Below are 12,328 nucleotides of genomic sequence, written 5' to 3' on the forward strand. Positions count from 1 at the left end.
CCTCCGCGCCATGTCCGGGCAGGCAGGTAACCCGAGGGGGAGATCCACCTCGCCACCTCCACACGGAGGCCGTTGCCGGGCAGGGCCCCGGCGTGAAATGGTGAACACCTCCCCCGCCCTCCCCGCCTCCTCGATGCCCGTCGACGCCCCGGGGCCGTGCCGACACCACGGCCTTCCCCGCCCTTCGCCCACACCCCGCGTGAATGGGCCCGTCCACTCCCCTGTCCTCGAACCCGGGAGCCTGGCCCCGTGACGACCTCGTCCCAATCCGCGAGTGCGCTGAGCGACGCTTCCAGCCCCGCGAAGTACACCTCCACGAAGTGGGCCCGCTGGCTCTGGTGGTTGGTGCTCGCGGTGCTGCTCGTCGCCGCCGTCGCCGTCGGTCAGCACCCTCGCCGTGGCGTGGACTTCCGCGTGTATCTCACCGCCGCCGAGCGCTTCATCGAGGGCACGGACCTCTATCGCGTCTCCGACGGCACCATGCCGTTCAAGTACGCGCCCGTCACCACGCCCCTCTTCATCCCCTTCAGCCTCCTTCCCCCGCGCATGGCCGTCGCGCTGTGGAACGTCGGCTCCATCCTCGCGCTCGTGGCCGTGGCCCGCCTCACCCGCCGCTCGCCGCACGGCCCTGGTGAGGCCGCGCCGTGGTCCTGGGCCCCCGCGCTCACCACCATCGCCCTGCTGCCCGCCTTCACCTTCGAGCTGTTCTACGGCCAGGTCGACGTCGTCATGCTGCTGCTCGTCGTCGTCTCCGCGCTCGGCGCCGAGCGCGGCCAGGTGTGGCGTCCGGGCGCGGCCTTCGCGGTGGCCTTCCTCCTCAAGCCCCCCGCCGCGCTCATCGGTCTGTTCTTCCTCTGGCGCCGCCACTGGCGCGTCATCGGCGCCACCGCCGTCTTCGGCGTCGTGCTCTCGCTGCCCACCCTGGCGCGCTATGGCTGGGACGGCACCCTCACCCAGTTCCAGATGTGGAGCGAGACGCTCGCCCGCACCACGCCCCCCTGGGTGCTCAGCACCAATGCGCAGGGCCTGCCCACACTGCTCATCACCCTGTTCCACCCGGGCTCCGTCGCCACGCCGCCCTCGTTCGCCATCACCCTGGCCCAGTTCGTCGCCATCGCCCTGTTCCTCGCGGGCGTGCTGTGGGCGCGGCCGGGCCCCGCGGACCTGCTGGCCCTGTGCTGCCTGGGCGTGACGCTCCTGTCACCGTTGGGCTGGCGCGCCAACTACGTGCTCGCCTGGCCGCTGGTGCGCGCCGCCACCGAGGGCCGCTTCCGCTCCAACCTCACCCTCGTCGGAGTCATTGCCGTCATCGGCACCATGTTCTCCGACAAGGGATTGGGGTTCGACTGGTCTCGCGACGTGCTGCTGATGCGCCCTTTCGCGCTCGTGTACTCCGCGTTGCTGATCGCCATGTTGTGGCAGATCCGCCAACAAGGTGCGCCTCGCGCGATGACGCTCGGTGACACTCTCGCCCGTTTGCCTCGCACCCTGCGTGGCATGCGGGCGCCGTGACGCATCCGTCATCTTCCTGGCCTGAAAGTGTCACGGGGTCCGGACACCCCTGAAACATGGCGTCGCTATATGCGCGTCAGCCATGTTCGAAACGTTCGACAGCGCCTCCGATGTTGCCTCGGCGCGAAGGTTCGCGCTCTCCACCACGGCGTCCGTCGCGGTCTTCGTGCTCATCGGAGTCGCCGTCGTCTCCTTCGCCGGCAAGGTGCGCGAGGTCATCCAGGAGAAGAAGGGCACGGACGTCGTCTTCCGTCCGCCCCCGCCTCCCGTCGTCGAGGTGAAGCCCCCGCCTCCGCCGCCGCCCGCGCCGCCCAAACCCAAGCTGCCTCCCAAGGCCGCGCCTCCCGCGCTCGCCAAGGCGCCGCCTCCCGCGGCCCCCCTCGTCGCGCCCGCGCCCATCGTCGCGCCGACGGTGGTGCCGCTCGACAAGCCTCCCGAGGCCGCCACGGAGACGGTGGCAGCAGCGCCCATCGCCGTGGGCGGCACTGGCGCGCTCGTGCCGGGCGGCCGGGTGGGTGGCACCGGTAGCGGCGAGGGCCTTTCCGCCGGAGGTGGTCGCGCGGCGCCCATCAACCTGCCGGAGTCGGCCACCGCGCCGGAGCCGCTCGAGTCCAACCTCATTCCTGAATACCCCTCCGAGGCCCGCTCCAAGGGTCAGGAGGGCATGGTCATCCTCAAGGGCGTCGTCGAGGTGGATGGCCGCGTCACCCAGCTCAAGGTCATGCGCGGTGATGAGCCCTTCGCCAGCGCGGCGCTCTCCGCCGTGCGCACGTGGCGCTTCAAGCCCGCCATCGTCGACGGCCGCCCCGCCGCCGTCTTCCGCATCTTCAAGGTTCCGTTCCGTCTCAAGTCGTAGGCCGTCTGACTCACCCGCACCTGCCCCCCAGGAGCACATCGCCATGAACTTCAATCTTCGCGACATCTACAACCACATGGGCGTGTTCGCCCTGGGCATCGCCTGGACGCTGATGCTCTTCGCCGTCGCGTCCCTCGCTGTCTTCTTCGAGCGGCTGTTCGTCTTCTTCCGCTCCCGCGCCACCTCGCGCGCCTTCGCCGCTCGCGCCGGTCAGCTCCTCATGCAGCACCAGCACGAGGCGCTGGTGAAGGAGGCCGAGGGCACCAAGGGCAGCCACCTGGCCGTGCTGCTCGGCGGCGGCATGAAGGCGTTCCTCGCGAAGTCGAAGCAGCCCGCGGGCAAGCTGGGCCCGGTGGAGCTCACCCGCCGCGAGCTGGTGCGCATCAATGACCGCGTCAGCGCGGACGTGCGGCGCGGCATGTCGCTGCTCGCCACGGTGGGCTCGGTGGCGCCGTTCGTCGGACTGCTCGGCACCGTGGTCGGCATCATCGAGGCCTTCGCCGGCATCGCCAAGGAGGGCTCCGGCGGCCTGGGCGCGGTGTCCGCCGGCATCGCCGAGGCGCTCGTCGTCACCGCGCTGGGCCTGCTCGTCGCCATCCCCGCGGTGCTGATGTTCAACTTCCTCTCCACTCGCGCGGACGCGCTCCAGCTCTCGCTGGATGCCGCGCGCAGCGAGCTGATGGACCACCTGGAGGACATGCCGGCCGACAAGCGTGGCGGCGTGAACAACGGCGCGGTGGCCACCGGTCCGGAGACCGTGGCGCGCCGGGAGGGGCTCGATGTCCGCCCGGCGTAGCAGCATCACCCCGGAGATGAACGTCACGCCGCTGGTCGACGTGGTGCTCGTCCTCCTCATCATCTTCATGGTCGTCACGCCGCAAATCGAGTCGGGCGCGTCCGTGGAGCTGCCCGCCGCGACGAACCCGGACAAGGAGAACAAGGAGCTGGAGCCGACCACGGTGAGCCTGGCCGCCAACGGCGCCATCTTCATGGACCGCAAGGAGCTCAAGAAGGACGCGCTGCTCGTGGAGCTGAAGGCGCTGCGCGAGAAGAAGCCGGACTCGCCGGTGGTGCTGAAGGCGGACCGGGGCGTGCGCTACTCCGAGGTGCGTGGCGTCTTCAAGAGCATGCAGGACCTGGGCTTCCCGGGCATCAACCTGCAGGTCATCGACAGGAAGAAGTAGGAGCGCGCCATGGCATTCGACCTCGGAGGCGGCAAAGCGGGCGGCCTTCGCCCGACGATGAACGTGACGCCACTGGTGGACGTGGTGCTCGTGCTGCTCATCATCTTCATGGTCGTCACCCCGCTGCTGACCAAGCAGATGTGGATGACGGTGCCCGCGAAGAGCGACAAGCAGGACGAGCCACCTCCCCCTCCGCCCGACGCATTGCCACCGGTGGTGCTCACGGTGGACGGCTCAGGCGTGCTGCGCATCAACCGGGAAGAAGTCCCGCGCGAGCAGGTCGTCGCGCGACTGCAGCGCATGCTCAACGCGCGCCCGGACAAGATCGTGTTCTTCGACGCGGGCGACGACGTGCCTTACGGCGCCGCCATGGAAGTGCTGGACCTCGCCCGGGGAGGAAATCTCACCGTGGGCGTGCTGCCGGACAAGCTCGCGGACTGAAGTGTCCGCCTGGCGGCGGGTCGTGACCTCGAGTTTTCGATCCGCCGCCTGAATCGTCACAAGCCATCCATTCCAATGCCATGCGACTCGCGTTGTTTACAGCGCGACCGTTGGCAAGGAGAGCCGTGTTGTCTCGCGCAAGCCTTCAGCGCGCCCTCGTGGCAGCGCTCATACTCATCACCTCGCCCGGGCTCGCCCTCGGTCAAACCCCTTCCCTTCCTGGCCCGGAGAGCACTCCGTCGGGCACGGAGACGCAGGTCGTCCCGCCCGTAACGGACAACCAGGCGCCCCCGTCCGAGGAACTGCGCCCCGCCGCTCCCGGCATGGCCCCGGCCGCCGACGGAACGAAGCAATCACAGCCACCTCCTCCTGCCCCCACGCCGACCTCTCCACGGCAATCGGGCGTCACGCAGCCGAATGGCTCGCAGACGCCGGGCGCCGTGCAGGCTCCCGCCACCGAGCAGCCGAACGGCACGCAGACGCCGGGCGCCGTGCAGGCTCCCGCGACGGTGCAGACGCCTGGCGCCACGCAGGCTCCCGCCACCACGCAGTCGAACGGCTCGCAGACGCCGGGCGCCGAGCAGGCTCCCGCGACGGTGCAGACGCCGGGCGCCACGCAGGCTCCCGCGACGGTGCAGTCGCCGGACGCGCAGCCTGTCGACGGGGCTCCCGCGACGGTGCAGTCGCCGGACGCGCAGCCTGTCGAAGGTGATCCCGCCACCGCGCAGCCCGCCGACGCCTCGGCCACCGATGACGAGGCCATGCTGGCCGAGTCCTCCGCGCCGCCCCCGGGCTTCACGGGCATCCACGGCAAGGTCGTCGACGAGGCCAACCAGGAGGGCCTCATCGAGGCCACCGTGAAGGTCGTCACGGGCGCGCAGAAGCAGACGCTCACCGACCTGGACGGCAACTACCGACTCGCGCTGCCGCCCGGCAAGTACGACCTGCGCGTCTTCTACGACGTGTATCAGGGCCGCCGCATCACCGGCGTCATCGTCACGGAGGGCAAGGCCACCAAGCTCGACGTCGCGCTCGGCGCGGACGTGGGCGCCGTGCAGGAGGTCGTTGTCGAGGCCCGCGCCGACCGTCGCGCGGAAGGCGCCCTCCTCCAGGAACGCAAGAAGGCCGCCGCCGTCTCCGACGCCATCAGCGCCCAGGAAATCGCCCGCACGCCCGACTCCAGCGCCTCCGATGCCGTCAAGCGCGTCGTCAGCGCCACCGTCGTCGACGGCCGCTACGTCTACCTGCGCGGCCTGGGCGGTCGCTACATCACCACCCTGCTCAATGGCGCGCTGCTGCCCAGCCCCGAACCCGATGAGCCCAGCGTCCCGCTGGACCTCTTCCCCACCTCGCTGCTCGCCAACCTCAACGTGGTGAAGAGCTACACCGCCGACCTGCCCGGCTCCTTCGGCGGCGGCGCGCTCCTCATCGAGACCAACACCTATCCCAGCCAGTTCGAATTCAAGCCGCGCCTCACCTTCGGCGGCGACACCGAAACCACGGGCCAGGCACGCAACACCCAGACCGGCGGTGGCGGCATGGAGTTCCTCGGCTTCCCCGGCGGCAGCCGCCGGCTGCCTTCCGCCATCCCCACGGACCACGCGCTCGGCAACGGCAACGAGTCGCTCGCCGAGCAGGAGCGCCAGTGGGAGAGCTTCAACAACGTGTGGAACGCGCGCAGCAAGACGGCGCTGCCCAACATGGGCCTGAGCGCGTCGCTCGGCGACACACTGCGCTTCGACAACCAGCGCCTGGGCTACCTGGCCACCGTCAACTACGGCCACCGCGAGAACACCCAGTTCACGCAGTACAGCAAGGCCTCCTACGACCTGGAGGGCAACTTCGTCAGCTACGACGACGCCCAGACGCAACTGGGCACCGAAGTCGCCAACCTGAGCGGCCTCGCCAGCGTCGGCTACCAACTGGACCGCGACAACGAGCTGACCCTCTTCAGCCTCTTCACCCGAGGCACCGAGACGCGCACCACCACCAGCGTCGGCGTGGACACGCTCAAGGGTGACCGGTACGAGGGCAGCCGCCTCCAGTTCGTCGTCCGGCAGCTCTCCTTCAACCAGCTCCGCGGCTTCCACCGCATCGGCCTCTTCGGCGACTCGGAGGTGGACTGGCAGGCCAACCTGTCCCGCGTGGACCGCGACGAGCCGGACACGCGCGACTCGCTCTACAGCGACAACCTGGGCAACCCGTCCGGCGGCATGTCGTTCCCCAACCAGGCCAACAGCGGCGAGCGTTTCTTCGCCGACCTGGGCGAGACGTCCTTCGGCGGCAGCGTCAACATCACCGTGCCCCTCTCGGACGTGCGCCTGAAGGTGGGCGGCCTGACGCAGTTGTCCTTCCGCGACTTCCGCGCCCGCCGCTTCCGCTACGGCATCTCCCCCAACTCGGACGTGGACCGCTTCCTGCCTCCCGAGGCGCTCTTCAGCGCGGAGTACCTGGGCAACGGCATGCGCATCCAGGAGAGCACCCGTCCGGACTCGGACGCGTATGACGCGTCGCTCGGCGTCTTCTCCGGCTACGTCACCGCCGACGTCAAGGCCACGGAGGCGCTGCGCCTCGTCGGAGGCCTGCGACTGGAGAGCACCCAGCAGAAGCTGACGGCGCTCAATCAGTTCACCGGCGCGGAGGCCTCCCGGAACGACGCCGACTACCTGGACTGGCTGCCCACGCTCAACGCCATCTACGCGCTCACCCCCACGGTGAACCTGCGCGCGGGCTACAGCTACACGCTGGCGCGGCCCACCTTCCGCGAGCTGGCGCCCTTCACCTTCTACGACTTCGTGCGCCGCCGGAACGTCTCCGGCAACCCAGCCCTGGTGCAGACGCGCATCCACAACGCGGACGCCCGCGTCGAGTGGTTCACCGGGGACAACGAGGTGCTCGCCGCGAGCATCTTCTACAAGCGCTTCCTGAATCCCATCGAGCGCGTCGTCAACTCCGCGGGCGCCGGCGACATGAACTTCGAGAACACGCCGGCGGCGAACACCTACGGCCTGGAGCTAGAGGCGCGCACCTCGCTGGGCCGCGTCACCCCGGCGCTCCAACCGTTCAAGGTGGGCGTCAACCTCACGCTCATCCAGTCGAACATCGACCTGGGCTCGCTGCAGGGCCTGCAGACCAACGCAGAGCGTCCGATGCAGGGCCAGTCGCCCTACGTCGTCAACGTCAACCTCGGCTACGAGCGGCCCCAGAGCGGCACGGAAGTGGCGCTGCTCTACAACGTCTACGGCCGCCGCATCAACGAAGTGGGCACCGACAACCTGCCCGACGTCTACGAGCAGCCGTTCCACCGCATGGACCTGGCCGTCACCCAGAAGCTCACCGAGGCCATGCAGCTCAAGCTGACCGCGTCCAACCTCCTCAACTCCCGCATCACCTTCCAGCAGGGCGACATCGCCCTGGTCCAGTACCGCCCGGGCCTCGCGTTCTCCGCGTCGCTCGGCCTCTCCCTGTAGTTTCCCTCCCGAAAGGAAGTCTCGCCATGAAGCGCTTGTTTGCCTCCCTCTTCATCCTGTCCAGCCTTGTCATTGGCACTGGCTGCGGCGACGACGACAAGAAGGACCCGATTGACCAGCCCCCCCCGCCGCCCGATGCCGAGACGGTGGAAGTGGCGCAGGACATCACCGCGGACACGACCTGGAAGACGGGCAACACCTACGTCCTCAAGAAGTACGTCTTCGTCAACAGCGGCACGCTGAACATCGAGGCGGGCGCCATCGTCAAGGGTGAGCAGGGCAGCGCGCTCATCATCACCCGTAACGCGCGCATCAACGCGGTGGGCACCGCGGAGAAGCCCATCGTCTTCACGTCCTCCAAGGCGGCCGGTCAGCGCGAGCCGGGCAACTGGGGCGGCGTGGTGCTGCTCGGTCGCGCGAAGCTAAACGTGTCCGGCGGCGAGACGACCATCGAGGGGTTCTTCTCCACCAGCGGCAATGACCAGACGAAGTACGGCGGCACGGACGACGCGCACAACTGCGGCACGCTGAAGTACGCGCGCATCGAGTTCGCCGGCTTCGAGCTGGCGCCCAACAACGAGCTCAACGGCCTCACCGTGGGCGGCTGCGGCACGGGGACGGACATCGACTACGTGCAGGTCCACAAGGGCCTGGACGACGGCATCGAGATGTTCGGCGGCACCGCGCCGCTCAAGCACATCGTCATCACCCAGGCGGATGATGACGCGCTGGACTACGACCTGGGCTACACCGGCAAGGTCCAGTTCCTCGTCGTGCAGCAGAGCCCTCGCGTGGGCGACCGCGCCATCGAGGCCTCCAGCCACAAGACGACGGCCACGCAGGAGCCCATCTCCATCCCCGAAATCTGGAACGCCAGCTTCATCGGCTCCAACGCGGACCCGGGTGGCAACCCCTCGCAGGAGGGCCTGGTGTTCAACACCGGCGCGGGCATCAAGCTGCGCAACGCCGTCGTCGCCTACTTCAAGGACCAGGCCGTGGACGTGGACGGCACCGCCTCCGCAGCGCTCTTCACCGAGGAGTCGGCCGACCCTCGGCTGTCCATCCGCAACACCTTCTTCTTCGACAACGCCAACCTGAACGACACCATCCCCTTCGCGCCGAACCCGAAGGTGGAGGGTGGCGTGACGGTGGACGCGGACGTCAGCCGCTTCAACGAGGCGGAGCGGATTCTGGTCGCGGCCAACGGCGTGAAGACGCAGGACCCGCAGCTCACCGACGCGACGAACCTGACGGCGCCCAACTTCGCGCCGCGCACGGGCTCGCCCCTGCTGAACCCGGACAACGCGGCCGCGCCGGGCGCGGGCTTCGACACCAGCGCGCGCTTCGTCGGCGCGGTGGGCACCACCAACTGGCTGGCGGGCTGGACGGCGTTCCCGGAGAACTGAGTCACCTCGCTTGAAACCGGTCCGCTCCGTGGCTGCCCTCGGAGCGGACCGGCACCGTGGCCCGGCCGCGGGTCTCTACCGGAGGGGGGCTCCGGGGAGGCTTCGCGTCCGGGCCTCGGCTTTTTCAGGAGGCCCCTAAAGGCAAGCGCATCACGCCGTGGGCAGCACGCCGTTGCCTTCGTGCGCGACGGCCAGCGCTTCCGCCGTGGCGCCTTCCGCGAACAGGGACGCACCCGCGGACGGACGCACCTTGGGCGGACGACCCCGGCGCTTCGGCGCGTTCTCCTCGTTGCCGTGCTGCGCGGCCACCGGCTCCACCGCGACACCCTCCACCTTCGCGCCCTTGCGCACCGGACGCGGCAGGTGGATGGAGTCCAGCTTCGTGTTCAGCTCCGGGTTCTCCTCGGAGAACACCCGCGCGTACGCCAGCGCGCGCTGGCCCTTCTGGAGCAACGCGTCCTGGCTCTCGTGGAGCGACTGCCGCGCGGCCTCCAGCGCCGCCTGCGCCTTTGCCACCGCTTCCGCCTTCACCCTCACCTGCGCCGACGCGTCCTCCAGCACCTCCCCGCTCATGTCCGGGAAGCGCACCTCCGCCAGCTCCGTGGTGAACAGCTCCAGCAGCGCACGCAGCGCCGGGGAAATAGGGTCGTTGTCGTTCGAATCGAACATGGCGGGCCTCCTGGCTCCTCGCGATGGGGGAGACATCTGCTCACGTGTTCAGTGTCAGATCAAGAGGGTACGCTGCCGGGCCGGAAAGTCGGCCCCGTCCGCGTTTTCTCCCACACACCGCCGGCTGACGCTTCGTTCAGTGCCAGCGCTTCGGGCCTCAGTCCACGCGGACCAGGGACGCCTCGCGCAGCCCCTCGTTCGCGCCGATGTCCACCGCGAGATAGTGCCGCCCCACTCCGTCGAACGTCTCCGGAATCGCGCCGCCGCCCCCGGAGATGAACGCGGGGATGCCCGCGTTGGTGAAGGAGTAATACGAGTGGATGTGTCCGTAGAGCGTGAGGTCCACGCCCTCGCGCGCGAGCTTTCCCACCAGCCCCGCCGACTCGCCCCGGTTCGCGAAGCCGCCGCCCCGCAGGCCCACGGGGTCCTGCGGCGGCACGTGCATCGCCACCACGTGCGTGCCCTGTCGTGACGACGCCAGCCACCCGTCGAGCTGCTCCTCCACGATGGGGTCCAACGTGCCGTTGCTCGAGTCCACCACCGTGAAGCGCACGCCCTGGAACACGAAGCTCTGGCTGCCTCGCCCCACGAGCGTCGTGTACTCCTCCGCGTCCTTCGAGAAGGTCTCGTGGTTGCCCAGCGTCGCGTACAGCGGAATGCGAGAGCCCGCCTCCAGGCGCTCCTGGAACTCCAGCAGCTGCTCGCGCGTGCCGTTCTCCGTCAGGTCTCCCGCGAACAGGATGAAGCGCAGCGAGTCATCCTTCACCAGCCGCGCGTAGACATCTCCCACGCGAGGCAATGCCTCCTGCACGTCCGCCAGCGCCGCGAAGCGGAAGGGCGCCGTGGAGTCCCAACCCGGAGGCGCGACTCGAAGCCTGGCCACCGCGCCCGGACGCAGTCCCACGCGCCACGCCTTCACCGTGGGAAGCGCCTGCGGCACCGGCTCCACCGCCAGCACCTCGCCGTCCTCCAATTCCGCGAGCAGCTCCGCGTCCGGCATCGCGTTGCGCACCGTGAGGACCCAGTCCGACGTCGACTCCGCGTCCAGCGTCGCCCGCGCCGTGAAGACCGGGGCATTGCCCCACAGCGTCACCTCGCCCGAGCCGACACTCCGCACCGCCGCGAGCCCGTCCGCCACCTCCAGCGACAGTCCGCCACCCTCGGCGCGGCCCACCTTGGAGTCACGCACCGCGCGGTTCTCCGCGGGCCGCAGGCACCCCGTCATCAGCAGCGCCGACAGCACGCCCATGGCACCGATGCGACTCATGACTCACCTCCCAGCGCATAGATGAGGGACAGCCGCCCCACGAGCGCGCCACCCGCTTGAAACTCCGCGGCGACACCCCACGTCTCGGTCAGGAGCGCGCGCCCCCGGAGCCCGAAGTTGCCCACCACGCCTCCGCCCAGCGTGCGCAGCCCGCCCGCGAAGCCGTCCTTGCGGTGGTCATAGAAGAGCATCGCCTCGCCCTTGAACGGCCCACCGCCGCGCCCCAGCCACACGCCGTAGCCGAAGCTGAAGAGCAGCTGCGAGTGCAGGTTTCCGTCACTCACCGGGCCCGGGTAGCTGTAGCCCTGGAGCGCCATACCGATGCTCGCCTCCGCGAAGGAGCCGGCCAGGGACGGACTCACCCGCGACATGGCGTAGCGGCCTCGGAAACCCATGTCGCCACCGACGACGGTGAAGCCCTCCGTGGGGAAGCGATGGAACAGGCCGAACAGCTCCGCGTCCAGCGACGAACCATCCGAGCCCGCCCGCCGACGCTCCGGCTCGCCGAGCAGTCGATACGCACCGCCCAGCCGCACCTGCGTGTTGCCTTCGTCCGGGGCCAGTCGAGCGATGGCCTCCAGCTTCACCTCCTCGAAGCGCGCCACCGCGCCCAGCGACACGAAGTGGTCGTAGTCGAACGAGGTGTCGCTCACGTACTGGTAGCCCATCTCGAACTCCAGCGGCGGCAACGAGGACGCGGGCACTCCCGGGTCGAACGCCGGTGACGCCACCGAGTAGAGATTGGCGAGCGCGGAGATGCCGAACACGCTGAAGCCCGCCAACGTCACCGCGTACAGCGGAGCGATGGTGCGCCGCGACGCCCCCGTGAGCGCGATGGGCACTCCGCCCAGCGCGATGAGCCCCAGCCCCGCGCCCTCCATCGCGAAGAGCCGCTTGGCCGTGTGCCCGTCTCCCGCCAGCGCCGGCGCGAGTCCGTGGAACAACAACCCCGGCACCACCGCCACCGCCGCGGGCACCACCTGGAACGAGCGGGACGCATCCAGCAGCGCCGTCGTCGACGCGGGCAGCGGGGACAACGGGCTGTCGGGGCGGCCTTGCGGCGTCAGCGGCGCGGGCAGTCCCATCGGCACCTCGGACACACTCGCCGCGGCTTCGGCCGAGGCGGGCGCCAGGAGCTCCGACGAGGGGCTCGGCACGGGTGACTCCACGCGCAGCAGCTCCGGCGCGGGAAGCGGTGACTGCCTCCCCAGGTCTGGCATGGGCACCATGGCGTCGGGCATCCGGGGTCGCCTCGGCGCGCCCACCGTGGCGCGACCTGGCAGGTCCCTCGGGATGTCCGTCCCACCCAGTTGGGGGCTCCGGGCAAGCAGATCAAACGCCGTCAGCGGCTCCGCCTCCGCGTCCTGGGCCAGGGCTCGGACGGGAAGGACGAGGAACGCACCCACCACCGCCACGGCAAGGGGCCACGAGCGGGGGGACAGCTCGGACACCATGGGCTTCGCCTCGTTTCTCTGGAGAGAGCCAGACCGCCCTCATCCAACGGCCTGGGCCGTGCCGGCCTA

At 69.8% G+C, this 12,328-nt stretch carries 10 protein-coding genes; 7 read left to right on the forward strand and 3 right to left on the reverse strand.

Annotated features, from left to right (window positions below; translation table 11 throughout):
* The first annotated feature begins 249 nt into the window (after positions 1-249).
* The 7 genes from HUA76_RS05435 (at position 250) to HUA76_RS05465 (ending at position 8,869) form a co-directional block, all read left to right on the forward strand.
* Positions 250-1,512 carry a glycosyltransferase family 87 protein gene (locus HUA76_RS05435; protein WP_174460177.1) on the forward strand — a complete coding sequence of 421 codons (1,263 nt, stop codon included), beginning with the start codon at positions 250-252 and terminating at the stop codon, positions 1,510-1,512.
* A gap of 82 nt (positions 1,513-1,594) precedes the next feature.
* The gene (locus HUA76_RS05440) at positions 1,595-2,368 is read left to right on the forward strand and encodes an energy transducer TonB (RefSeq protein ID WP_174459045.1); all 774 of its coding nucleotides are present in this window, start codon (positions 1,595-1,597) and stop codon (positions 2,366-2,368) included.
* Positions 2,369-2,411: 43 nt separating this feature from the next.
* Positions 2,412-3,164: a MotA/TolQ/ExbB proton channel family protein gene (locus HUA76_RS05445; protein ID WP_141642072.1), complete on the forward strand. Its 753-nt coding sequence runs from the start codon at positions 2,412-2,414 to the stop codon at positions 3,162-3,164.
* On the forward strand, positions 3,148-3,552 hold the full coding sequence (locus tag HUA76_RS05450; protein ID WP_174459044.1) for a biopolymer transporter ExbD: 405 nt from the start codon (positions 3,148-3,150) through the stop codon (positions 3,550-3,552). Before HUA76_RS05445 ends, HUA76_RS05450 begins: the two co-directional genes overlap by 17 nt.
* Positions 3,553-3,561: 9 nt before the next feature.
* Positions 3,562-3,993 carry a biopolymer transporter ExbD gene (locus HUA76_RS05455; RefSeq protein WP_174460178.1) on the forward strand — a complete coding sequence of 144 codons (432 nt, stop codon included), beginning with the start codon at positions 3,562-3,564 and terminating at the stop codon, positions 3,991-3,993.
* A gap of 323 nt (positions 3,994-4,316) precedes the next feature.
* Entirely contained in the window at positions 4,317-7,463 is a 3,147-nt protein-coding gene (locus HUA76_RS05460) for a TonB-dependent receptor domain-containing protein (RefSeq protein ID WP_371823444.1), read from the forward strand.
* A gap of 26 nt (positions 7,464-7,489) precedes the next feature.
* The gene (locus HUA76_RS05465) at positions 7,490-8,869 is read left to right on the forward strand and encodes a hypothetical protein (RefSeq protein WP_174460180.1); all 1,380 of its coding nucleotides are present in this window, start codon (positions 7,490-7,492) and stop codon (positions 8,867-8,869) included.
* Between the two features lie 150 nt (positions 8,870-9,019).
* On the opposite strand, the gene HUA76_RS05470 is transcribed toward HUA76_RS05465, so the two are convergent.
* The 3 genes from HUA76_RS05470 to HUA76_RS05480 form a co-directional block, all read right to left on the reverse strand.
* Entirely contained in the window at positions 9,020-9,538 is a 519-nt protein-coding gene (locus tag HUA76_RS05470; protein WP_174460181.1) for a hypothetical protein, read from the reverse strand.
* Between the two features lie 157 nt (positions 9,539-9,695).
* Complete coding sequence (locus HUA76_RS05475) at positions 9,696-10,805, reverse strand: metallophosphoesterase (protein WP_174459040.1); 1,110 nt, start codon at positions 10,803-10,805, stop codon at positions 9,696-9,698.
* Positions 10,802-12,259 carry a hypothetical protein gene (locus tag HUA76_RS05480; RefSeq protein ID WP_174460182.1) on the reverse strand — a complete coding sequence of 486 codons (1,458 nt, stop codon included), beginning with the start codon at positions 12,257-12,259 and terminating at the stop codon, positions 10,802-10,804. Before HUA76_RS05480 ends, HUA76_RS05475 begins: the two co-directional genes overlap by 4 nt.
* Positions 12,260-12,328: the final 69 nt, after the last annotated feature.

This window comes from Myxococcus sp. CA056 (assembly GCF_013336715.1).
Lineage (GTDB): Bacteria > Myxococcota > Myxococcia > Myxococcales > Myxococcaceae > Myxococcus > Myxococcus llanfairpwllgwyngyllgogerychwyrndrobwllllantysiliogogogochensis.